We start from the raw sequence: 21,942 nt of genomic DNA, 5'->3' as shown, positions 1-21,942 counted from the left end.
TCCGAAGATGGAGAAAAGATCAGACAACGTGCATCAACGTTAGCAGCTCGCGCGCGACGTCCTCGACGGAGGTGTTGACGAGCGTGGTGTCGAACTCCGACTCGGCGGCCAGCTCGACCTTCGCGGCCGCCAGGCGGCGCTCGATGACCTCGGCCGACTCGGTCCCGCGGCCGGTGAGCCGGCGGACCAGCTCGTCCCAGCTCGGCGGGGCCAGGAAGACCAGCTGGGACTCGTCCATGGAGTCCTTGACCTGGCGGGCGCCCTGGAGGTCGATCTCCAGGAGGACGGGCTCGCCGGAGTCGAGCCGCTCGAGGACGGCGCCACGGGGGGTGCCGTAGCGGTTCCCCGCGAACTCGGCCCATTCGAGGAGCTCACCGTTGGCGATCAGCTTGTCGAACTCGTCGTCCGTCACGAAGAAATAGTGGACGCCGTGCTTCTCGCCGGGGCGGGGCTTCCGTGTCGTCGCCGACACCGAGAGCCAGACCTCGGGGTGGACCTTGCGCATATGCGCGACGACCGTGCTCTTGCCGACCCCCGAGGGGCCGGAGAGCACGGTCAGCCGCGGACGTACCTCTGCTGCCATGCAGCGATTATTCCAGTGGTTCACCCCCGCTTGCGCAGGGAGGACGCCGCATGCCGGAAATGTCCGGGAAAGTCAGGCGCCAGTGCTGCCGAACTCACGCTCCAGGGAGGCGATCTGGTTGGAACCGAGACCGCGGACCCGGCGGCTCTCGGAGATGCCGAGGCGCTCCATGATCTGCTTGGCGCGGACCTTGCCGACGCCCGGGAGGGACTCCAGAAGCGCGGAGACCTTCATCTTGCCGATGACGTCGTTCTCCTGGCCGGTCTTGATGACCTCGTGGAGCGAGGCGCCGGAGTGCTTGAGTCGATTCTTGACCTCGGCCCGCTCCCGGCGAGCCGCGGCGGCCTTTTCGAGCGCGGCTGCGCGCTGTTCAGGGGTAAGGGGCGGAAGAGCCACGCCTACGTCACCTCGGATGTCGATCTGTCGGATACGGACCGGTGAGGAACCCTGCGCCCCACACCAGTGGAGCAACGCTCAACGGAGTGGTCGTTGAACGCCTGCTCTGCTCCGGAGACTAGCGGCCAAGGCCGCTCCCGTCAGCGAGAACGAAGGAAAAGTCCTGGTCAGCATCGACCGACTAGGACTTTTCCGGCAAAACGACCCGGTTTTGAGCCAAGTTTTCGTCAAATGGTGAGACGGCTCGTTCTCGCCCGGCCCGTCCGCTCCGACCTGCGGATTGTCCGGAGGACCGGTCAGCCGGCGACGGCCGTCCGGATCTCGTCCGCGTAGCGGTCGGCCGAGGCCCGCAGGGCGGACGCGTCGGGGCCGTGACGGAGGACGCCCCGACTGACGTTCGGAACCACGTTGCGGACCGCCGCGCCGAAGACGGCGGGAAGGTCGGCGGGGGTCGCGCCCTGGGCGCCGATGCCGGGAGCCAGGAGCGGGCCGTTGATGTCCAGGTCGAACGAGGACAGGTCGCCGAGCGTGGCACCGACCACCGCGCCGAAGGAGCCCATGGGGGTCTCCCCCGCGTTCTCCTCGGCGAGGTGGCCCAGCATCGTCGCGCCGATGGTCCGGCCGTCCTCTCGGACCGCCCGCTGGACCTCCGCCCCCTCCGGGTTGGAGGTGAGCGCGAGGACGAAGAGTCCTGCGCCCGACTCGCGGGCCAGGTCTACGGCCGGCTTCAGGGAGCCGTAGCCGAGGTACGGGGAGACCGTCAGCGCGTCGGAGAAGAGCGGCGAGTCCTTGCGGAGGAAGGCCTCGGCGTACGCGGCCATGGTCGAGCCGATGTCGCCGCGCTTGGCGTCCATGACGACCAGGCCGCCGGCCGCGCGCAGGTCGGCGACGGCGCGCTCCAGGACCGCGACACCGCGCGAGCCGAAGCGCTCGAAGAAGGCGGCCTGCGGCTTGAAGACGGCGACCGTGTCGGCGAGCGCCTCGACGACGGTGAAGGTGAAGCGCTCCAGGCCGGCGATGTCGTCCTGCAGGCCCCAGGAGTCGAGCAGGGCGGCGTGCGGGTCGATGCCGACGCAGAGCGGGCCGCGCTCGTCCATGGCGGTACGCAGGCGGGTGCCGAAGGAGAGGGTCACTTGGTGGCCTTTCGGTGGTCGGCGCCGATGGCCTCGGCGAGGGTGGCGTACGGGGACGCCTTGAGGCGGGCGGCGAGGCCCTTGTGGATCGCGCGGGCGTAGAACGGGCCCTCGTAGATGAAGGCGCTGTAGCCCTGGACGAGGGTCGCGCCGGCGAGGATGCGCTGCCAGGCGTCCTCCGCGTTCTCGACGCCGCCGACGCCCACGAGGACGATGCGGTCGCCCACGCGCGCGTACAGGCGGCGCAGGACCTCCAGGGAGCGCTCCTTGACGGGGGCGCCGGAGAGACCTCCGGTCTCCTTGATCAGGGCCGGGTCGGACTTCAGGCCGAGGCCCTCGCGCGCGATGGTGGTGTTGGTGGCGATGATGCCGTCGAGGCCGAGCTCCAGGGCCAGGTCGGCGACCGCGTCGACGTCCTCGTCCGCCAGGTCGGGGGCGATCTTCACCAGGAGCGGGACCCGGCGGCCGGTGACCGCGCGGTCGGCGGCCTCCCGGACGGCGCTGAGGAGCGGGCGCAGCGACTCGGTGGCCTGGAGGTTGCGCAGGCCGGGGGTGTTCGGCGAGGAGACGTTCACCACGAGGTAGTCGGCGTGGGCCGCGAGCCGCTCGGTGGACTTCACGTAGTCGGCGGCGGCCTCGGCCTCCGGGACGACCTTGGTCTTGCCGATGTTGACGCCGACGACGGTCTTGAAGACCGGGGTACGGGAGCCCAGGCGCTCGGCGACGGCGGCGGAGCCCTCGTTGTTGAAGCCCATGCGGTTGATCAGGGCGCGGTCCGGGACGAGCCGGAAGAGGCGCTTCTTGGGGTTGCCGGGCTGCGCCTCCCCGGTGACCGTGCCGATCTCGATGTGGTCGAAGCCGAGCATCGCCATGCCGTCGATGGCGACGGCGTTCTTGTCGAAGCCGGCGGCGAGGCCGAAGGGGCCGTGCATCCGCAGGCCGAGGGCCTCGGTGCGCAGCTCCTCGTACCGGGGCGCGAGGACGGCGGCGACGAAGGTGCGCAGGACGGGGACGCGGGCGGCGAGCCGGATCCAGCGGAAGGCCAGGTAGTGGGCCTTCTCGGGGTCCATGCGCTTGAAGACGACGGTGAAGAAGAACTTGTACATGTCTCGGATCCAGGTCTGCTCATGAAAAGGGGGACACCGCGGTGTTCCGGTGTCCCCCCTTTCGTTCGGGCTGCTAGTCGCGGGCCGCGGTCAGGTGCTCCGCGTGCTCCTGGAGCGACCGGACGCCGACGTCGCCGTGGCCGAGCGCCTCGATGCCCTGGACGGCCGCGGCGAGCGCCTGGACCGTGGTGAGGCAGGGGACGCTGCGCGCCACCGCGGCCGTACGGATCTCGTAGCCGTCGAGGCGGCCGCCGGTGCCGTACGGGGTGTTGACGATCAGGTCGACCTGGCCGTCGTGGATCAGCTGGACGATCGTCTTCTCGCCGTTCGGGCCCTCGCCCTCGCTGAGCTTGGGCACGACGGTGGCGTTGATGCCGTTGCGCTTGAGGACCTCGGCCGTGCCGGAGGTGGCGAGCAGTTCGAAGCCGTGGGCGACGAGTTCGCGGGCCGGGAAGATCATCGAGCGCTTGTCGCGATTGGCGACGGAGATGAACGCGCGGCCCTTGGTGGGCAGCGGGCCGTAGGCGCCGGCCTGCGACTTGGCGTAGGCCGTGCCGAAGACCGCGTCGATGCCCATGACCTCGCCGGTGGAGCGCATCTCCGGGCCGAGGACGGTGTCGACGCCGCGGCCGTGGATGTCGCGGAACCGCGACCACGGCATCACGGCCTCCTTGACGGAGATCGGCGCGTCGATCGGCAGGGTGCCGCCGTCGCCGGTCTTCGGGAGGAGGCCCTCGGCGCGCAGCTCGGCGACGGTGGCGCCGAGCGAGATGCGGGCGGCGGCCTTCGCGAGCGGGACGGCGGTCGCCTTCGAGGTGAAGGGGACGGTCCGGGAGGCGCGCGGGTTGGCCTCCAGGACGTAGAGGATGTCGCCGGCCATCGCGAACTGGATGTTGATCAGGCCGCGCACGCCGACGCCCTTGGCGATCGCCTCGGTGGAGGCGCGCAGGCGCTTGATGTCGTAGCCGCCGAGGGTGATCGGGGGCAGGGCGCAGGCCGAGTCGCCGGAGTGGATGCCGGCTTCCTCGATGTGCTCCATGACGCCGCCGAGGTAGAGCTCCTCGCCGTCGTAGAGGGCGTCGACGTCGATCTCGATGGCGTCGTCGAGGAAGCGGTCGACCAGGACCGGCCGGGTGGGGCTGATCTCGGTGGACTCGGCGATGTACGACTCGAGGCGGGTCTCGTCGTACACGATCTCCATGCCGCGGCCGCCGAGCACGTACGACGGGCGGACGAGGACCGGGTAGCCGATCTCGTCGGCGATCGCCTTGGCGCCGGCGAAGGTGGTCGCGGTGCCGTGCTTCGGAGCCGGGAGGCCGGCCTCGGCGAGGACGCGGCCGAAGGCGCCGCGGTCCTCGGCGGCGTGGATGGCCTCCGGGGAGGTGCCGACGACCGGCACGCCGTTGTCCTTGAGCGCCTGCGACAGACCCAGCGGGGTCTGGCCGCCGAGCTGGACGACGACACCGGCGACGGGGCCGGCGAGGGTCTCGGCGTGGACGATCTCCAGCACGTCCTCGAGCGTCAGCGGCTCGAAGTACAGGCGGTCGGAGGTGTCGTAGTCGGTGGAGACGGTCTCCGGGTTGCAGTTGACCATCACGGTCTCGTAGCCGGCGTCGCTCAGGGCGAAGGAGGCGTGGACGCAGGAGTAGTCGAACTCGATGCCCTGGCCGATGCGGTTCGGGCCGGAGCCCAGGATGATCACGGCGGGCTTCTCGCGCGGCGCGACCTCGCTCTCCTCGTCGTACGAGGAGTAGAAGTACGGGGTCTTGGCGGCGAACTCGGCGGCGCAGGTGTCGACCGTCTTGTAGACCGGGCGGACGCCGAGGGCGTGGCGGACCTCGCGGACGACGTCCTCGCGCAGGCCTCGGATCTCGGCGATCTGGGCGTCGGAGAAGCCGTGGCGCTTGGCCTCGGCGAGGAGCTCGGGGTCGAGCTTCTCGGCGGCGGTCAGCTCGTCGGCGATCTCCTTGATCAGGAAGAGCTGGTCGACGAACCACGGGTCGATCTTCGTGGCGTCGAAGACCTCCTGCGGGGTGGCGCCGGCGCGGATGGCCTGCATGACGGTGTTGATGCGGCCGTCGGTCGGGCGGACGGACTCGGCGAGGAGCTCGTCCTTGTCGCCGGGCTCACCGACGAAGGTGAACTGCGAGCCCTTCTTCTCCAGGGAGCGCAGGGCCTTCTGGAGCGCCTCGGTGAAGTTGCGGCCGATCGCCATGGCCTCGCCGACCGACTTCATGGTCGTGGTCAGCGTGGAGTCGGCGGAGGGGAACTTCTCGAAGGCGAAGCGCGGGGCCTTGACGACGACGTAGTCGAGCGTGGGCTCGAAGGACGCCGGGGTCTTCTCCGTGATGTCGTTCGGGATCTCGTCGAGCGTGTAGCCGACGGCGAGACGCGCCGCGATCTTGGCGATCGGGAAGCCGGTCGCCTTGGAGGCGAGCGCCGAGGAGCGGGAGACGCGCGGGTTCATCTCGATGACGATGATCCGGCCGTCGTCCGGGTTGACCGCGAACTGGATGTTGCAGCCGCCGGTGTCGACGCCGACCTCGCGGATGATCGCGATGCCGATGTCGCGCAGGCGCTGGTACTCGCGGTCGGTGAGGGTCATCGCCGGGGCGACGGTGATCGAGTCACCGGTGTGGACGCCCATCGGGTCGAAGTTCTCGATGGAGCAGACGACCACGACGTTGTCGTTCTTGTCGCGCATCAGCTCGAGCTCGTACTCCTTCCAGCCGAGGATGGACTCCTCCAGGAGCACCTCGGTGGTCGGGGAGAGCGTGAGGCCCTGGCCGGCGATGCGGCGCAGCTCCTCCTCGTCGTGGGCGAAGCCGGAGCCGGCGCCGCCCATGGTGAAGGAGGGGCGGACGACGACGGGGTAGCCGCCGAGCGTCTCGACGCCCTGGAGGACGTCGTCCATGGAGTGGCAGATGACCGAGCGGGCGGACTCGCCGTAGCCGATCTTGGCCTTGACGGCCTCGACGACGCCCTTGAAGAGGTCGCGGTCCTCGCCCTTGTTGATGGCCTCGACGTTGGCGCCGATGAGCTCGACGCCGTACTTCTCCAGGACGCCCTGCTCGTGCATGGAGATCGCGGTGTTGAGCGCGGTCTGGCCGCCGAGGGTGGGCAGGAGGGCGTCGGGGCGCTCCTTGGCGATGATCTTCTCGACGAACTCGGGGGTGATCGGCTCGACGTAGGTGGCGTCGGCGATCTCCGGGTCGGTCATGATCGTCGCCGGGTTGGAGTTGACCAGGATCACCCGCAGGCCCTCGGCCTTGAGGATGCGGCACGCCTGGGTGCCGGAGTAGTCGAACTCGGCGGCCTGGCCGATGACGATCGGGCCGGAGCCGATGACCAGGACGGACTGGATATCGGTGCGCTTAGGCACGCTCGGCCTCCATCAGAGAAACGAAGCGGTCGAAGAGGTACGCGGCGTCGTGCGGGCCCGCGGCCGCCTCGGGGTGGTACTGGACGGAGAAGGCCGGCTGGTCGAGCAGCTGGAGGCCCTCCACCACGTTGTCGTTGAGGCAGACGTGGGAGACCTCGGCACGCCCGTAGGGGGTGTCGGAGACCTTGTCGAGCGGCGCGTCGACGGCGAAGCCGTGGTTGTGCGCCGTGACCTCGACCTTGCCGGTGGTGCGGTCCTGCACCGGCTGGTTGATGCCGCGGTGGCCGTACTTCAGCTTGTACGTGCCGAAGCCGAGGGCGCGGCCGAGGATCTGGTTGCCGAAGCAGATGCCGAAGAGCGGGGTCCTGCGCTCCAGGACGGCGCGCATGACGGAGACGGGGCCGTCGGCGGTGGCCGGGTCGCCCGGGCCGTTCGAGAAGAAGACGCCGTCCGGGTTGACCGCGTAGATGTCCTCGGCGGTGGCGGTGGCGGGCAGGACGTGGACCTCGATGCCGCGCTCGGCCATCCGGTGCGGGGTCATGCCCTTGATGCCGAGGTCGACGGCGGCGACGGTGAACTTCTTCGTACCGATCGCGGGGACGACGTACGTCTCCTTGGTGGCGACCTCGGCGGAGAGGTTCGCGCCCTTCATCTGGGGCTGCTCCTGCACCTTCGCCAGGAGGACCGCGTCGTCGGCGATCTGTCCGCCGGAGAAGATGCCGACGCGCATGGCGCCGCTCTCGCGGAGGTGGCGGGTGAGGGCGCGGGTGTCGATGCCGGAGATGCCGACGACGCCCTGGCGCTCCAGCTCCTCGTCCAGCGAGCGCTGGGCGCGCCAGTTGGAGGAGACGCGTGCGGGGTCGCGGACGACGTAGCCGGAGACCCAGATGCGGCCGGACTCGGGGTCCTCGTCGTTGACGCCGGTGTTGCCGACGTGCGGGGCGGTCATGACGACCACCTGGCGGTGGTACGACGGGTCGGTGAGGGTCTCCTGGTAGCCGGTCATGCCGGTGGAGAACACGGCCTCGCCGAAGGTCTCCCCCACGGCCCCGTAGGCGCGGCCGCGGAAGATGCGGCCGTCCTCCAGGACGAGTACGGCGGGAGTCTTGGAGGCTCCCCTGGTGGAGGTCGTCATCGTGCGATGCCTTCCGTCGTGGTGGTGTGGTTCATGGAGTTGAGGGCCTCGACCCAGGCGGTGTGCTCGGCCGCCCGGTCGGAGCGGAAGCCGGAGTCGAGCAGCTTGTCGCCGTGGGCCCAGGTGACGATCAGCAGGCCGCCCTCGGCGAGGACCTTGCCCGCGATGCCCTTGTCGAGGCGGGCCCCGCGCAGGGCGTCCGCCGGGATGAAGAAGTCGTTCGCCCCGGGGCGTACGACCGCGATTCCGGCGTCGGTGAGCGTGAGCTCGACGCGGCTGCGGGTGCCGAGGCCGTGGGCCACGATCCGGTCGAGCCACTGCCCGGCCGTCGTGGAGCCGTGGTAGCGGCCGCTGAGAGAAAGTGTCGCTTCACCGGGGTGCTCCGGCACGGTGGCGAGCTCGGGCAGGTCGGACTGGAGGCTGCCGCGCCACTTCCATCCCTGGCGCATCAGCCAGTAGACGAGGACGACGAAGAGGAGCAGCCCGGCGACCCAGCCGATCCGGCCGGCCCAGTCGGTGACCTCCGCCGATTTCTGATCCGCCGTCTGTGCGGCGATGGTGATGAGTGGTGTCACGCCAGCTTCCCGTCCACGACCGTTGCCCGGCCCCGCAGGAAGGTGTGGGTGACGCGTCCCGGCAGCTCGCGACCCTCGTAGGGGGTGTTGCGGCTGCGGGAGGCGAAGTCCGCGGGGTCCACGACACCACGGTATGCCGGATCGACCAGCGTCAGGTTCGCGGGCTCACCAGCCGAGACGGGTCGTCCGTGCCCGGTGGCCCGTCCGATGCGGGCGGGGGCGAAGGACATGCGGTCCGCGACGCCGGCCCAGTCGAGGAGGCCGGTCTCGACCATCGTCTGCTGGACGACGGAGAGCGCGGTCTCCAGGCCGACCATGCCCATGGCGGCGGCGGCCCACTCGCAGTCCTTGTCCTCGTGCGGGTGCGGGGCGTGGTCGGTGGCGACGATGTCGATCGTGCCGTCGGCCAGCGCCTCGCGGAGCGCGAGGACGTCCTTCTCGGTGCGCAGCGGCGGGTTGACCTTGTAGACCGGGTTGTACGAGCGGACCAGCTCGTCCGTCAGGAGGAGGTGGTGCGGGGTGACCTCGGCGGTGACGTCGATGCCGCGGGACTTGGCCCAGCGGACGATCTCGACGGAGCCGGCGGTGGAGAGGTGGCAGATGTGGACGCGGGAGCCGACGTGCTCGGCGAGGAGGACGTCGCGGGCGATGATCGACTCCTCGGCCACCGCAGGCCAGCCGCCGAGGCCGAGCTCGGCGGAGACGATGCCCTCGTTCATCTGGGCGCCCTCGGTGAGGCGGGGCTCCTGGGCGTGCTGGGCGACGACGCCGCCGAAGGCCTTCACGTACTCCAGGGCGCGGCGCATGATGACGGCGTCGTCGACGCACTTGCCGTCGTCGGAGAAGACGGTGACGCCGGCGGCGGAGTCGTGCATGGCGCCGAGCTCGGCGAGCTTCTTGCCCTCGAGGCCGACGGTGACGGCGCCGATGGGCTGCACGTCGCAGTAGCCGGACTCCTTGCCGAGGCGCCAGACCTGCTCGACGACACCGGCGGTGTCGGCGACCGGGTGGGTGTTGGCCATGGCGAAGACGGAGGTGTAGCCGCCGGAGGCGGCGGCGCGGGTGCCGGTGAGGACGGTCTCGGAGTCCTCGCGGCCGGGCTCGCGCAGGTGGGTGTGGAGGTCGACGAGGCCCGGCAGGAGGATCTGGCCCTCGGCCTCGACGACGGTCGCGCCGTCGGCCGGCAGGCCCGTGCCGACCGCCTCGATGGTCTCGCCGTCGATCAGGACGTCCTGGGCCTCGCCGCCGAGGACCTTCGCACCGCGGATAAGGATCTTGCTCATGGTTACTTGTTCTCCTCGGTGCGGGGGGTGGCGGTGGAGGGGCGGCGCGCGGCGTCTCGTTCAGGGGTGGTGGTGGGCGACGGGTGGGCCGACTCGTTGCCGCCGAGCAGCAGGTAGAGGACGGCCATGCGGACGGACACGCCGTTGGCGACCTGCTCGACGACCGTGCAGCGGTCGGAGTCGGCGACCTCGGCGGTGATCTCCATGCCGCGGACCATGGGGCCGGGGTGCATGACGATGGCGTGCTCGGGCATCCTCGCCATCCGTTCGCCGTCGAGTCCGTAGCGGCGCGAGTACTCGCGCTCGGTCGGGAAGAAGGCGGCGTTCATCCGCTCGCGCTGCACACGCAGCATCATCACCGCGTCGGACTTCGGCAGCACGCTGTCGAGGTCGTACGAGATCGCGCAGGGCCAGGTCTCGACGCCGACGGGTACCAGGGTCGGCGGGGCCACCAGGGTGACCTCGGCGCCGAGGGTGTGCAGCAGGTCGACGTTGGAGCGGGCGACGCGGCTGTGCAGGACGTCGCCGACGATCGTGATGCGCTTGCCGGCCAGGTCCTGGCCGAGGCCCGTGTCGCGGCCGACGAGGCGGCGGCGCATGGTGAAGGCGTCCAGGAGGGCCTGGGTGGGGTGCTGGTGGGTGCCGTCGCCCGCGTTGATGACGGGGGCGTCGATCCAGCCGGAGGTGGCGAGGCGGTACGGGGCACCGGAGGCGCCGTGTCGGATGACGACCGCGTCGACGCCCATGGCCTCCAGGGTCTGCGCGGTGTCCTTGAGGGACTCGCCCTTGGAGACGCTGGAGCCCTTGGCCGCGAAGTTGATCACGTCGGCGGAGAGGCGCTTCTCGGCGGCCTCGAAGGAGATCCGGGTGCGGGTGGAGTCCTCGAAGAAGAGGTTGCAGATCGTGCGGCCGCGCAGGGTCGGCAGCTTCTTGATGGGCCGGTCGGCCACCCGGGCCATCTCCTCGGCGGTGTCGAGGATCTGGACGGCGTCGTCGCGGGTGAGGTCGGCGGCCGAGATGAGGTGACGCATCATCGGGGTTTCTCTCCGTGGTGGGGAGGGCGTGAGGGCATGCGGGGGCGCGGGGATGTGCCCCCGGAGGCCCCGCGGGGTGGCCGGTCCGACTAGGAGGCGGGCTGGGAACCGAGCAGGACGGTGTCGCGACCGTCCTCCTCGGCGAGCTGCACCTTGACCGTCTCCCGCAGCGACGTGGGGAGGTTCTTGCCGACGTAGTCGGCGCGGATCGGAAGTTCGCGGTGGCCGCGGTCGACGAGGACCGCGAGCTGGACGGCGCGCGGGCGGCCGATGTCGCCGAGCGCGTCGAGGGCGGCGCGGATGGTCCGGCCGGAGAAGAGGACGTCGTCGACGAGCACCACGAGGCGGCCGTCGATGCCGTCACCGGGGATCTCGGTGCGGCCGATGGCGCGAGCGGGCTTGAGCCGCAGGTCGTCCCGGTACATGGTGATGTCGAGCGAACCGACCGGGACCTTGACACCGGTGATCGACTCGAGCTTCTCGGCGAGACGACGGGCGAGGAAGACACCTCGGGTCGGAATGCCGAGGAGGACCACGTCGTCGGCGCCCTTGGCGCGCTCGACGATCTCGTGGGCGATGCGGGTCAGGACCCGCGCGATGTCGGCGGCCTCGAGAACGGGCCGGGCCTCGTCGCCGTACTGCTGGGCGTCCATAAGAAAGGACCTCCTTCTCCGCCTCACGGGACGGTTCTTAAAGGACGTCTGAATGTGCGACCCCACATTACCAGGAGCGGCGTGTCGCGCCTGCCGGGGGTCCGGCGGCCCCCTACCACCTCTCGCCCCCCGGGAGGGGTGGTACGGACCGTTCGGCTTGACGGGAAAGAGTAACGCTGCGTAACCTCACAGTGAGTTACCAGCCGCGCGGCGCAGCCGCATGTCGTCACAGCGTCCGGGAGCGTTATGTCCAGCGAATACGCAAAGCAGCTCGGGGCCAAACTCCGTGCCATCCGTACCCAGCAGGGTCTTTCCCTCCACGGCGTGGAGGAGAAGTCCCAGGGCCGCTGGAAGGCCGTCGTGGTCGGCTCGTACGAGCGCGGCGACCGCGCGGTGACCGTGCAGCGCCTCGCCGAGCTGGCGGACTTCTACGGGGTGCCGGTGCAGGAGCTCCTGCCGGGCACGACGCCGGGCGGGGCCGCCGAGCCGCCGCCGAAGCTGGTCCTGGACCTGGAGCGTCTGGCGCACGTCCCCCAGGAGAAGGCCGGCCCGCTCCAGCGCTACGCGGCGACGATCCAGTCCCAGCGCGGCGACTACAACGGCAAGGTGCTGTCGATCCGCCAGGACGACCTGCGCACGCTGGCCGTGATCTACGACCAGTCCCCCTCGGTCCTCACCGAGCAGCTGATCAGCTGGGGCGTCCTCGACGCGGACGCGCGCCGCGCGGTCGCCCACGAGGAGAACTGATCCTGCCGCTTCCCGTGCGGGGAGCCAGCAGAAACGTACCGCCGGGCCCGTTGGACGTCACCGGACGTCCGACGGGCCCGTCGCTTTGCCCGGAGCCGGGCCCTGAAGGGGGCACCAGAGCCCTCCGGCGCCCTCTTTGCCCCTGGATGCCCGGGATACGCCGAAGGGGCCCACAGCACGAATGCTGCGGGCCCCTTCGGCGTATCCCCGTGGGGATCGGGAACTCAGGCGTCCGCGTCCCGGCGGAGACGCGGCTTCAGGTCCTTGAAGCGCGCCAGGATGCCGTTCACGAAGTTCGGCGACTCGTCCGTGGAGAACTCCTTGGCGAGCTGCACGGCCTCGTCGATGGCGACCGCGTCCGGCGTGCCGTCCTCCCAGATCAGCTCGTACGCGCCGAGGCGCACGATGTTCCGGTCGGCGACCGGCATCCGGTCGAGGTCCCAGTCCACCGCGTAGGTGGCGATGAGCTCGTCGATGCGCGCGACCTGGGTCGCGTACCCCTCGACCAGCTGCATGGTGAAGTCGCTGACCGGCGGCTGGCGGTCGTCGGACCGCGACAGCCGGACCTGGTCCGCGAGGACCTCCTGCACGGAGGTGCCCCGCTGGTCGGCCTCGAAGAGGATCTGGAAGGCCCGCTTGCGGGCCTTGCTCCGAGCGGCCACGGTTAGCTGTTCACCCGGCCGAGGTAGCTGCTGTCGCGCGTGTCGACCTTGACCTTCTCGCCGGTCGTGACGAAGAGCGGGACCTGGATCTCGTGGCCGGTCTCCAGCGTGGCGGGCTTGGTGCCACCGGTGGAGCGGTCGCCCTGGACACCCGGGTCCGTGTGCTGGATGACGAGCTCGACGGCGGCAGGGAGCTCGACGTAGAGCACCTCGCCCTCGTGCTGCGCGACGGAGGCGGTGAAGCCCTCGATGAGGAAGTTGGCGGTGTCACCGACCGACTTGCGGTCGACCATGAGCTGGTCGAAGGTCTCCATGTCCATGAAGACGAAGTAGTCGCCGTCCATGTAGGAGAACTGCATGTCGCGACGGTCGATGGTGGCCGTCTCGACCTTCACGCCCGCGTTGAAGGTCTTGTCGACGACCTTGCCGGACATGACGTTCTTGAGCTTGGTGCGCACGAAGGCCGGGCCCTTGCCGGGCTTGACGTGCTGGAACTCGACGACGGACCAGAGCTGGCCCCCGTCGAGCTTGAGCACCATGCCGTTCTTGAGGTCGTTCGTGGAAGCCACGGTTGCGGAATCTCCTGGACTGACGTGACCGGGGAGGCGTACGCGCCCTACAGCGCGAGCAGCTCCTTGGTCGTGATGGTGAGTAGCTCGGGTCCGCCGTCCGCCTCCTGGCGTACGACGAGCGTGTCATCGATCCGGACCCCGCCCCGTCCCGGGAGGTGAACCCCCGGTTCGACGGTGACCGGCACACAAGCGTCCAGTTTACCCATGGCCGAGGGTGACAACTGCGGGTCCTCGTCGATTTCGAGCCCCACACCGTGCCCGGTGAGCGGTACGGCGGCCTCCGCATGGCCTCCGGCGTCCAGGATCTGGCGGGCCGCGCGGTCCACGTCCCGGTACTCCGCGCCGGGAGCGAGGGACTCGCGTCCGGCCCGCTGAGCGGCGAAGACGAGGTCGTACAGCTCGATCTGCCAGTCCGCCGGGGCGGTGCCGATGACGAAAGTGCGACCGATCTCGCACCGGTAGCCGCGGTAGTCGGCGCCGAGGCAGACGGACAGGAAGTCGCCCTCCTCGACCCGGCGGTCGGTGGGCCGGTGCCGACGGCGGCCGGAGTGCGGGCCGGTCGCCACCGAGGTCGGGAAGGCGGCACCGTCGGCGCCGTGGTCGACGAGCCGCCGTTCCAGCTCCAGGGCGAGGTGGCGCTCGGTCCTGCCGACGAGGATCGACTCCAGGAGCTCGCCGAGGGCCTGGTCGGCGATCTCGGCGGCGATCCGCAGGCACGCGATCTCGTCCTCGTCCTTGACGATCCTGAGCTGCTCGACGGCGCACGAGAGGTCGGAGAGACGGAGTCCGGGCACGGCGGAGCCCATGATCCGGTGCCGGGCCACGGTCAGGTGGTGCTCCTCGACGGCGAGCGCGTCGGCTCCCGCCCGGGAGGCGAGCTCGACCGCGGTGATCGCCGGGTCGCCGCCGCCGGCGGACAGCACCTGCTGCCGGAGCAGCTCGTCGAGCCGCCCGTCGGCGGGCTCGCCGCCGGGCGCGACGGGACAGAGCAGGACGTCCGCCTCCGGCTCGGGGCCCACGAGCAGGACCGCCCCGGGGGGCGAACCACCCGCGAGATAGCGGACGTTGGCGGGGCGGGAGACCAGGGCCGCCGGGCTGCCCGCGGCCGCGCACCGGTCACGCAGTCGAACACGGCGGTCCGCATACACCTCTGACATGCTCCGAGCCTACGAGCAGCTCGTCGCCCCGGCCTGTTCTGCGCGTCCGACCGGGGCCGGGCGCCTCGCCCGCCCGCCGGCCGGGACGGAGCGTGCGGGGCGGGGGCGGCGCGGGGCGGGTCACCAGGCGGGCGGGCTCGCGATCGCGCGGGCGAGGACGTCGTCGAGGACGCGCGCGGTGGTCTCCACGTCGTACGTCGAGTTGTCGATGATGGGCAGCCCGGAGCCGTACCAGCCGGCCATCCGGCCGTGGATGGCGGCGACCTCCTCGTCGGACAGGCGGCGGTTGCCGCTGCGCTCCGCGTTGCGCTCCAGGACGACTTCCAGGCCCGGCAGCAGCACGACGGGCAGCAGGCCGGGGCCGACGTGCCGCTTCCAGCCGCCGAGGCCGACGACGGGCCGGTCGGGGAAGACGGCGTCGTCGACGATGCAGGAGATGCCGTTGGCGAGGAAGTTCCGGGCGGCGAAACCGCAGGTCCGACGGGCGAGACGGTACTGCGCCTCGGAGTGCTCGTTCCATCCGGACTGCGGGTCGGCGAAGCCGGAGCAGACCCACTCGCGGACGTCGTCGAGGCTGATGTGCGCGGTGGGCACCCGGCGGCGCTGGGCCCAGTGCCGCGCGACGGTCGTCTTCCCGGCCCCTGCCGGGCCGATGAGCAGCACGGCGAGCGTCGCGGCCCCGGTCCCGCCGCCGTACTCGACGGGCGGCGCGAGGGGTGCGAGGGGGCGGCTGCCGGGCGGGAGGGACAGGTGCCCGGTGGGATCGACGCGGGGCGGGGCGGAGTGCGGCGCGGGGTGCGGCCCCGGCCCGTGGCCTCCGGCCGCGTGCGTCGGGCCGACGGACCGCTGCGGTACGGCCCCGGGGGCGCCCCACCCGGGTGCGGACGGCGCCGCGTGCGGCGGCGGGGCGGGGGCGGCCTGGGGCGGGTGCCCGGCGTGGAGTGCCGGGTGCACGCCGAGTCGGGACGCCTCCGGAGGGGCGTACGGCCCGGTCGGCGGAGCCGTCCGCGGTACGGGCGGCGGGGGCGCCTGAGGTGCGGACGGCGGTCCTGCCTGGGCACCGCCCTCGGGTCCCGTGGTCCCGCTCGGCGTCTGCTCGGGCGGAGGCAGCGGACCCCCCACTGCGTGCTGCATCCGGTGCCACTCCGTCTCGTGCGACCGACTGTTGTTTCCGGGCGTCTCCGGGCTGTCCCGGACGCCGGAACGTTACCGCCCCGACCCCCCACAGGGGGAACGGGCGGGGGCGGCCCGAAGTGCCCGGCCCGCCCCCGCGGCGCTCACCCCGTCGGGTTCGCCCCCGTCGAGCTGACTCCGCCGCGCTCACTCCGGCGTGCTCACTCCGGCGTGCTCACCCCGCCGCGCTCACTCCGCCGTCAGCCGGCGAGTTCCTCGGCGAGCGCCCGCAGGGCCAGCCGGTAGGAACCGATCCCGAAGCCGGCGACCGTCCCGCTCGCCACGGCCGCGATGACCGAGGTGTGCCGGAACTCCTCCCGGGTGTACGGGTTCGAGATGTGCACCTCGACCAGCGGGGCGGTCCGCTGCGCGGCCGCGTCCCGCATCCCGTACGAGTAGTGCGTGAAGGCACCGGGATTGATGACGACGGGGATCGAGCCGTCCGCTGCCTCGTGGAGCCAGCGGATCATCTCGCCCTCGTCGTTGGTCTCCCGCACGTCGACGTCGAAGCCGAGCTCCGCGCCGAGCGTCCGGCAGGCCTCGACGAGCCCCTTGTAGGAGGTCGCGCCGTAGATGTCCGGCTCCCGGGAGCCGAGCCGACCGAGGTTCGGCCCGTTCAGCACGAGGACAGGACGGCCGGGGCGGGCGGTGGTCACACCGACACCTCTCCGTACGCGGCGAACAGGACGGCCGGGTCGGGGCCCTCCAGGACGGACGGCTTGCCGAGCCCGTCGAGGACGATGAAGCGCAGCAGGTCGCCGCGGGACTTCTTGTCCACCTTCATCGTCTCCAGGAGCTTCGGCCACTGGTCGCCGCGGTAGGTGAGCGGCAGGCCGACGGACTCCAGGACCGCGCGGTGCCGGTCGGCGGTGGCGTCGTCGAGGCGGCCGGCCAGCCGGCCGAGCTCGGCGGCGAAGACCATGCCGACGGAGACGGCGGCGCCGTGGCGCCACTTGTACCGCTCGTTCTTCTCGATGGCGTGGGCCAGGGTGTGGCCGTAGTTGAGGATCTCGCGGCGGCCGGACTCCTTGAGGTCCCCGGAGACGACCTCGGCCTTCACCCGGATCGACCGGACGATGAGCTCGGCGGTGTGCGGTCCCGCCGGAGTACGGGCCGCCTCGGGGTCCTCCTCGACGAGGTCGAGGATCACCGGGTCGGCGATGAAGCCGGCCTTGATGATCTCGGCGAGGCCGCTGACGTAGTCGTGCACGGGCAGCGAGTCGAGGGCGGCGAGGTCGCAGAGGACACCGGCCGGCGGGTGGAAGGCGCCGACGAGGTTCTTGCCCTCGGCGGTGTTGATGCCGGTCTTGCCGCCGACGGCCGCGTCGACCATCGCGAGGACGGTGGTCGGCACGGCGATCCAGCGCACGCCCCGCAGCCACGTCGCGGCGACGAAGCCGGCGAGGTCGGTGGTGGCGCCGCCGCCGACGCCGACGATGACGTCGGTCCGGGTGAAGCCGGTCTGGCCGAGCGCCTTCCAGCAGTAGGCGGCGACCTCGGCGGTCTTCGCCTCCTCGGCGTTGGGCACCTGGATGGCGACGGCCTCGTAGCCCTGGTCGGCGAGGTCCGCGCGGAGCGCCTCGCCGGTGCCGGCGAGGGCCTCCGGGTGGATCACGGCGACCCGCTTGGCCCGGGGGCCGATGAGGGCGGGGAGCTCGCCGAGCAGCTGGCTGCCGACGAGCACCTCGTACGCCTCCGTGCCCGCGCTGCCCTCGACCTGGATACGGGTGACTTCCTGGTCCGTCGTCATGCGTCCTTCTTCAGATCGAGTTCCGCGAGGATCGCGTCGGCGACCTCCTCGGGCGTGCGGTCGTCGGTGGCGACGACGACGCGCGCGACTTCGGTGTAGAGGTGGCGGCGTGCCTCCATCAGCTCGCGCCACTGGCGGCGCGGGTTGACGGCGAGCAGCGGCCGCGCGGTGTTGAGGCCGACGCGGCGGACCGCCTCGTCGACGTCCATCGACAGGTACGCGACGGGCAGCCCGGCGAGCAGGGCGCGGGTGCCGGCGTCGAGGACGGCACCGCCGCCGAGGGCGAGGACGCCCCCGTGCGCGGCGACGGCCGCGGCGACGGCCTCCCGCTCGCGTGCGCGGAAGTACTCCTCGCCGTCCTCGACGAAGATGTCGGAGATCTCACGGCCCTCGGCGGCGACGATGTCGGCGTCGGTGTCCCGGTAGGGCACGCCCAGCCTGTCGGCCAGGAGCGTGCCCACCGTGGACTTGCCGGAGCCCATGGGCCCGACGAGGACGACCAGCGGTCCGGCGGTCACCGGATGTGCAGGTTGTCGAGGTACGACCGCACGTTGCGGCGGGTCTCCGGGACGCTGTCGCCGCCGAACTTCTCGACGAGCGCGTCCGCGATGACGAGCGCGACCATGGCCTCGGCGACGATGCCGGCGGCGGGGACGGCGCACACGTCGGAGCGCTGGTGGTGGGCGGCCGCGGCCTCGCCGGTGGCGACGTCGACCGTGGCGAGGGCGCGCGGGACGGTCGCGATGGGCTTCATCGCGGCGCGGACGCGCAGCAGCTCGCCGGTGGTCAGGCCGCCCTCGGTGCCGCCGGAGCGGCCGGAGGTGCGCTTGATGCTGCCGTCCTCGGCACGCACGATCTCGTCGTGGGCCTGGGAACCCGGGACGCGGGCGAGGTCGAAGCCGTCGCCGACCTCGACGCCCTTGATGGCCTGGATGCCCATGAGCGCGGCGGCGAGCCGGGCGTCGAGGCGGCGGTCCCAGTGGACGTGCGAGCCGAGCCCGACGGGCACGTTGTAGGCGAGCACCTCGACGACGCCGCCGAGGGTGTCCCCGTCCTTGTGGGCCTGGTCGATCTCGGCGACCATCGCCTTCGACGCGTCGGCGTCGAGGCAGCGGACCGGGTCGGCGTCGAGCTTCTCGACGTCGGCGGGGGTCGGGTAGACGCCGTACGGGGCCTTCGCCGCGGCGAGCTCGACGACGTGGCTCACGATCTCGATGCCGGCCGCCTCCTTGATGAAGGAGCGGGCGACGGCGCCGAGGGCGACGCGGGCCGCGGTCTCCCGGGCGCTGGCGCGCTCCAGGATCGGGCGGGCCTCGTCGAAGCCGTACTTCTGCATGCCGGCGAGGTCGGCGTGGCCGGGGCGGGGCCGGGTCAGGGGCGCGTTGCGGCCCGTCTCCTTGAGCTCGGCCGGGTCGACCGGGTCGGCCGACATGACCTTCTCCCACTTGGGCCACTCGGTGTTGCCGACCATGACGGCGATCGGGGAACCGAGGGAGAGCCCGTGGCGGACACCGCCGAGGAAGGTGACCTCGTCCTGCTCGAACTTCATCCGGGCGCCGCGTCCATAGCCGAGGCGCCGCCGCGCGAGGTGGTCCGCCACCAGCTCAGTGGTGACCGGGACGCCGGCGGGAAGACCCTCCAGCGTCGCGACCAGCGCGGGTCCGTGGGATTCCCCAGCGGTCAGCCAACGCAACCTGCTCAACGATGCTCCTCATGCTCGCGCCCTGGCACTGCGACGGCACGACCGGGTGCGCGGCCCTGGCCCGCCGCCCCCGATCCTCCCACGTCCGGCACGGGAACCCGTGCTCCGGTCCAGCTATCGGACGCGGAGGTCGTGTTCCTGGACAGGAGCGCGGCCCCGGGGGACCGACCGAAGCCTGTGCGCAGCCGCTCGAGGCGCGCTCGGACGGGGCCGCAGCCGCGTTCCGTCGCACGTCGGCGCGGCGGCCCGGTCTATCGGGAGGCCAGCGCCCGTTCCCCCGCCTCGCGCATGGCCGCGAGCGGGGCCTGCGGGAGGCCGGTCATCTGCTCGAACTGGAGGCCCGCCTGGTGGACCAGGAGGTCGAGGCCGCTGACGACCTTGCCGCCGTGGTCGGACCAGGCGGAGGCCAGGGCGGTCGGCCAGGGGTCGTACAGGACGTCGAAGAGCGTGCCGACCGTGGTCGGGACGGACTCGGCGAGGGCGTTGGTGGTGCCGGCGGGGGTCGTCGCGACGACCAGCTCCGCCGTGAAGGACCGCGCCGCCTTCTCCCAGTCGGCCGTACGGACCTCCACGCCGAGCCGTTCGCCCCAGCCCCGCATCTCCTCGGCCCGCGCCTCGCTGCGTACGTACGCGGTGACGGGGCCGTCGCAGATCCGGGCGACGGCGGCGAGCGCCGAGGACGCGGTGGCGCCCGCGCCGAGGATCGCCGCCGAGCCGACCTTCTCGATGCCCCGCTCGCGCAGGGCGGCGAGCATCCCGGGGATGTCGGTGTTGTCGCCGACCCTGCGGCCGTCCTCACGGAAGACCAGTGTGTTGACGGCCTCCACGGCCGCGGCCGTCTCGCTGATCTCGTCGAGCAGCGGGATGACGGCCCGCTTGAGCGGCATGGTCAGCGAGAACCCGGCCCAGCTGTCGTCCAGCTCGCCGATGAACCCGGGCAGCGCGGCCTCGTCGACGTCGAAGCGGTCGTAGGACCAGTCGTCGAGGCCGAGCGCGGCGTACGCGGCGTTGTGCAGGACCGGGGAGAGGGAGTGGCCGATCGGCGAACCGAGGACGGCGGCGCGGTGCCGCGTCTCACTGGTTCGTGCTGGCATTGAACTTTTCCTTCAGCTTGAGGAAGTCTGCGTGCGTCTTCGCGAACTCGGTCTTGTTCATGCCGTCCGTGGCCACGAAGTAGAGCCATCCGTCCTTGGTGGGACTGAGCATGGCGGCGAGCGCCTCGTTGCCGGGGTTGCCGATCGGACCCGGCGGCAGACCCTTGTGCTTGTACGTGTTGTAGGGGTCCGTGTTGGTACGGGTCTCCTGCTCGGAGATCTTGATCTCGCTCTGGCCCTTGAGGTAGTTGAGGCTCGAGTCGAACTGGAGGAGCTGGACCGTCTCCTTGTACGCCGGGTTGAGGCGGTTGTAGACGACCTCGGCCATCTTCTGGAAGTCGTCGTGCGTCTTGCCCTCCGCCTGCACGAGGCTCGCGATCGTGACGAGTTCCCACGGACCCTGGACGCCGAGTTCCTTGGCCTTCGCGCCGAGGTCCAGCTTGGTGTACTCGGCGTTGGCGCGGGAGACCATCCGGCGCAGCGCGTCCTCGGGCTTGCTGTTCTTGGCGACGGGGTAGCTGGCGGGGAAGAGGAAGCCCTCCAGGGGGTCCTTGGTCTCCGCGTGGTTCTTGGCCCAGTCGGGCAGCCCGAGGGAGTCGGCCTCCTTGAAGGCGATGTCCTTCGTGGTGCCCGCCTTGAGGTCGAGGCGCTTGTCGATCTGCTCGTACACCCAGGCGTTGCGCTTGCCCTCGGGGATGACGAGGTTGCTCTGGCTCACCGGGTCGAGCATCAGGGAGACGGCGCTGTCCGCCGACATCTCCTTCTTCAGCGTGTAGACGCCCGCCTGGATCGACAGGCCCTTCGGGTTCCGCTGCTGCGCCGAGACGAAGGCGTCGACGCTTTTCACGACGCCGGCCTTCTTGAGGATGTTGCCGATCTGGTAGCCGCCGGAGTCCTTCGGGATCTCGACCTGGACGTCGCCGGTGCCGCCGCCCGCGTAGTCGGGGGCCGCGCCGAACTGGCCCTGCCAGAACTGGTAGCCGAAGTAGCCGATGCCGCCGACGCCGCCGACGAGGACGGCGGCCACGACGAGGCAGGCCACGCCGTTCTTGCCCTTGCGCTTCTTCGCCTTGCTGCGGCGTTCGCGGTCGCGGTCGCCGCCGCGCGAGCCGCGGCCGGCGGGCGCGGGCTCCTCGTCGTACCCGTCATCGGGGTCGTCGGTGCCCTGGCCGTCGCTGAAAAAGGCGTGGTCCTCCTCGGGCGCCTGGCGGGTCTCCTCCTCGGGAGCCCAGTCGATCACCGGCTCCGGCGGGTTCTGCCGGTGGCCGGGCGGCTGGGGCGGGGGGTACGCCTCGGGGGTGCCGTAGAGGTCGGGGTTCTGGCCGGCGTACGGGTCGACGGGCGGCTGGCCGTACGCCATCGCCGCCTGGCCCGTCTCCCAGTTGCCGTCGTACGCCTGCGCGGGATGCCCGGGCGTGTCGTAACCGCCCGGGTACCCCGTGCCGTAGTGCTGAGGTTGGTGAGGCTGATGCTGCTGCTGAGGCTGCTGGTGCGACTGCTGCTGGTACCCCTGCTGCTGGTACTGCGGGTCCACGTAGCCCTGCGGCTGCTGGTAGTGCTGCTGCTGGTACTGGTACGGGTCGCCCTCGTAGCCCTGGCCGCCGCCGCCCTGTCCGTACTGGCTCGCCTGCTGCTGCGGGTGCTGGTACTGCTGCTGACCTTCCCACCCCTGGTCCCCGTACAACGGGTCCGTGGGGTGCCACGGTTCGGAGCCAGGGCCCCGGCCATACTCAGTCATCGATCCCCAAACAGCCGCGAGGCTTCCGGTCGATCCGCCTCTACGTTGTGCGGCAGCTGTTCGAACA

General features: G+C 71.4%; 21 protein-coding genes. 1 reads left to right on the top strand and 20 read right to left on the bottom strand.

Annotation, left to right across the window (positions count from 1 at the left end; genetic code table 11):
* Window positions 1-19: 19 nt before the first annotated feature.
* The 10 genes from gmk to pyrR form a co-directional block, all read right to left on the bottom strand.
* Window positions 20-583 (bottom strand): guanylate kinase, encoded by a 564-nt coding sequence (gene gmk / locus AB0G79_RS24505; protein ID WP_360809867.1) that lies wholly within the window; start codon window positions 581-583, stop codon window positions 20-22.
* A gap of 72 nt (window positions 584-655) precedes the next feature.
* Complete coding sequence (locus AB0G79_RS24500; protein WP_030204477.1) at window positions 656-979, bottom strand: integration host factor; 324 nt, start codon at window positions 977-979, stop codon at window positions 656-658.
* Window positions 980-1,275: 296 nt separating this feature from the next.
* Window positions 1,276-2,112, bottom strand: coding sequence for an orotidine-5'-phosphate decarboxylase (pyrF, locus tag AB0G79_RS24495; protein ID WP_360809864.1), 837 nt, complete (start codon window positions 2,110-2,112; stop codon window positions 1,276-1,278).
* Window positions 2,109-3,218 (bottom strand): quinone-dependent dihydroorotate dehydrogenase, encoded by a 1,110-nt coding sequence (locus AB0G79_RS24490; RefSeq protein WP_360809862.1) that lies wholly within the window; start codon window positions 3,216-3,218, stop codon window positions 2,109-2,111. The genes pyrF and AB0G79_RS24490 overlap by 4 nt, the downstream gene beginning before the upstream one ends.
* A gap of 73 nt (window positions 3,219-3,291) precedes the next feature.
* On the bottom strand, window positions 3,292-6,600 hold the full coding sequence (gene carB, locus AB0G79_RS24485) for a carbamoyl-phosphate synthase large subunit (protein ID WP_360809860.1): 3,309 nt from the start codon (window positions 6,598-6,600) through the stop codon (window positions 3,292-3,294).
* On the bottom strand, window positions 6,593-7,735 hold the full coding sequence (gene carA, locus AB0G79_RS24480; RefSeq protein ID WP_360809858.1) for a glutamine-hydrolyzing carbamoyl-phosphate synthase small subunit: 1,143 nt from the start codon (window positions 7,733-7,735) through the stop codon (window positions 6,593-6,595). The genes carB and carA overlap by 8 nt, the downstream gene beginning before the upstream one ends.
* Window positions 7,732-8,310, bottom strand: a complete 579-nt coding sequence (locus AB0G79_RS24475) for a hypothetical protein (RefSeq protein ID WP_360809856.1) — start codon at window positions 8,308-8,310, stop codon at window positions 7,732-7,734. Before AB0G79_RS24475 ends, carA begins: the two co-directional genes overlap by 4 nt.
* Window positions 8,307-9,593: a dihydroorotase gene (locus AB0G79_RS24470; RefSeq protein ID WP_360809854.1), complete on the bottom strand. Its 1,287-nt coding sequence runs from the start codon at window positions 9,591-9,593 to the stop codon at window positions 8,307-8,309. Before AB0G79_RS24470 ends, AB0G79_RS24475 begins: the two co-directional genes overlap by 4 nt.
* Window positions 9,594-9,595: 2 nt before the next feature.
* Complete coding sequence (locus AB0G79_RS24465; protein ID WP_360809852.1) at window positions 9,596-10,627, bottom strand: aspartate carbamoyltransferase catalytic subunit; 1,032 nt, start codon at window positions 10,625-10,627, stop codon at window positions 9,596-9,598.
* An 89-nt stretch (window positions 10,628-10,716) separates the two neighbouring features.
* Window positions 10,717-11,280, bottom strand: a complete 564-nt coding sequence (pyrR, locus tag AB0G79_RS24460) for a bifunctional pyr operon transcriptional regulator/uracil phosphoribosyltransferase PyrR (protein WP_360809850.1) — start codon at window positions 11,278-11,280, stop codon at window positions 10,717-10,719.
* A 246-nt stretch (window positions 11,281-11,526) separates the two neighbouring features.
* Here pyrR and bldD point away from each other — a divergent pair, with 246 nt between their 5' ends.
* A complete protein-coding gene (gene bldD / locus AB0G79_RS24455) occupies window positions 11,527-12,027 on the top strand; it encodes a transcriptional regulator BldD (protein WP_015032294.1) in 501 nt (166 codons plus the stop codon).
* A gap of 224 nt (window positions 12,028-12,251) precedes the next feature.
* Here bldD and nusB read toward each other — a convergent pair whose 3' ends face one another.
* The 10 genes from nusB to mltG form a co-directional block, all read right to left on the bottom strand.
* On the bottom strand, window positions 12,252-12,689 hold the full coding sequence (gene nusB, locus AB0G79_RS24450) for a transcription antitermination factor NusB (protein ID WP_360809848.1): 438 nt from the start codon (window positions 12,687-12,689) through the stop codon (window positions 12,252-12,254).
* A 2-nt stretch (window positions 12,690-12,691) separates the two neighbouring features.
* The gene (gene efp, locus AB0G79_RS24445; RefSeq protein ID WP_360809846.1) at window positions 12,692-13,258 is read right to left on the bottom strand and encodes an elongation factor P; all 567 of its coding nucleotides are present in this window, start codon (window positions 13,256-13,258) and stop codon (window positions 12,692-12,694) included.
* 47 nt (window positions 13,259-13,305) lie between these two features.
* Window positions 13,306-14,418, bottom strand: coding sequence for an aminopeptidase P family protein (locus tag AB0G79_RS24440; protein WP_360809844.1), 1,113 nt, complete (start codon window positions 14,416-14,418; stop codon window positions 13,306-13,308).
* Window positions 14,419-14,538: 120 nt separating this feature from the next.
* The gene (locus AB0G79_RS24435; RefSeq protein WP_360809842.1) at window positions 14,539-15,552 is read right to left on the bottom strand and encodes an AAA family ATPase; all 1,014 of its coding nucleotides are present in this window, start codon (window positions 15,550-15,552) and stop codon (window positions 14,539-14,541) included.
* Window positions 15,553-15,791: 239 nt separating this feature from the next.
* Complete coding sequence (gene aroQ / locus AB0G79_RS24430) at window positions 15,792-16,247, bottom strand: type II 3-dehydroquinate dehydratase (RefSeq protein ID WP_360809840.1); 456 nt, start codon at window positions 16,245-16,247, stop codon at window positions 15,792-15,794.
* A complete protein-coding gene (gene aroB, locus AB0G79_RS24425) occupies window positions 16,244-17,341 on the bottom strand; it encodes a 3-dehydroquinate synthase (RefSeq protein ID WP_360809838.1) in 1,098 nt (365 codons plus the stop codon). The genes aroQ and aroB overlap by 4 nt, the downstream gene beginning before the upstream one ends.
* Window positions 17,338-17,859: a shikimate kinase gene (locus tag AB0G79_RS24420; RefSeq protein ID WP_360809836.1), complete on the bottom strand. Its 522-nt coding sequence runs from the start codon at window positions 17,857-17,859 to the stop codon at window positions 17,338-17,340. Before AB0G79_RS24420 ends, aroB begins: the two co-directional genes overlap by 4 nt.
* The gene (aroC, locus tag AB0G79_RS24415; protein ID WP_360809834.1) at window positions 17,856-19,043 is read right to left on the bottom strand and encodes a chorismate synthase; all 1,188 of its coding nucleotides are present in this window, start codon (window positions 19,041-19,043) and stop codon (window positions 17,856-17,858) included. Before aroC ends, AB0G79_RS24420 begins: the two co-directional genes overlap by 4 nt.
* A 251-nt stretch (window positions 19,044-19,294) precedes the next feature.
* On the bottom strand, window positions 19,295-20,137 hold the full coding sequence (locus AB0G79_RS24410) for a shikimate dehydrogenase (protein WP_360809832.1): 843 nt from the start codon (window positions 20,135-20,137) through the stop codon (window positions 19,295-19,297).
* Window positions 20,118-21,875, bottom strand: a complete 1,758-nt coding sequence (gene mltG, locus AB0G79_RS24405; protein WP_360809830.1) for an endolytic transglycosylase MltG — start codon at window positions 21,873-21,875, stop codon at window positions 20,118-20,120. Before mltG ends, AB0G79_RS24410 begins: the two co-directional genes overlap by 20 nt.
* Window positions 21,876-21,942 lie beyond the last annotated feature (67 nt).

It is taken from the genome of Streptomyces sp. NPDC020807, from assembly GCF_040641575.1.
GTDB lineage: Bacteria > Actinomycetota > Actinomycetes > Streptomycetales > Streptomycetaceae > Streptomyces.
Note: the sequence above shows the minus strand (reverse complement) of the source record. Positions and strands in the feature narration are given on the sequence as shown.

Excerpts from the sequence above, each read along its gene's own strand:
- gmk (WP_360809867.1), bottom strand. The coding sequence starts at position 583 with ATGGCAGCAGAGGTACGTCCGCGGCTGACCGTGCTCTCCGGCCCCTCG.
- AB0G79_RS24490 (WP_360809862.1), bottom strand. The coding sequence starts at position 3,218 with ATGTACAAGTTCTTCTTCACCGTCGTCTTCAAGCGCATGGACCCCGAG.
- carA (WP_360809858.1), bottom strand. The coding sequence starts at position 7,735 with ATGACGACCTCCACCAGGGGAGCCTCCAAGACTCCCGCCGTACTCGTC.
- AB0G79_RS24470 (WP_360809854.1), bottom strand. The coding sequence starts at position 9,593 with ATGAGCAAGATCCTTATCCGCGGTGCGAAGGTCCTCGGCGGCGAGGCC.
- AB0G79_RS24465 (WP_360809852.1), bottom strand. The coding sequence starts at position 10,627 with ATGATGCGTCACCTCATCTCGGCCGCCGACCTCACCCGCGACGACGCC.
- pyrR (WP_360809850.1), bottom strand. The coding sequence starts at position 11,280 with ATGGACGCCCAGCAGTACGGCGACGAGGCCCGGCCCGTTCTCGAGGCC.
- bldD (WP_015032294.1), top strand. The coding sequence starts at position 11,527 with ATGTCCAGCGAATACGCAAAGCAGCTCGGGGCCAAACTCCGTGCCATC.
- AB0G79_RS24440 (WP_360809844.1), bottom strand. The coding sequence starts at position 14,418 with ATGTCAGAGGTGTATGCGGACCGCCGTGTTCGACTGCGTGACCGGTGC.
- AB0G79_RS24435 (WP_360809842.1), bottom strand. The coding sequence starts at position 15,552 with ATGCAGCACGCAGTGGGGGGTCCGCTGCCTCCGCCCGAGCAGACGCCG.
- aroB (WP_360809838.1), bottom strand. The coding sequence starts at position 17,341 with ATGACGACGGACCAGGAAGTCACCCGTATCCAGGTCGAGGGCAGCGCG.
- AB0G79_RS24410 (WP_360809832.1), bottom strand. The coding sequence starts at position 20,137 with ATGCCAGCACGAACCAGTGAGACGCGGCACCGCGCCGCCGTCCTCGGT.
- mltG (WP_360809830.1), bottom strand. The coding sequence starts at position 21,875 with ATGACTGAGTATGGCCGGGGCCCTGGCTCCGAACCGTGGCACCCCACG.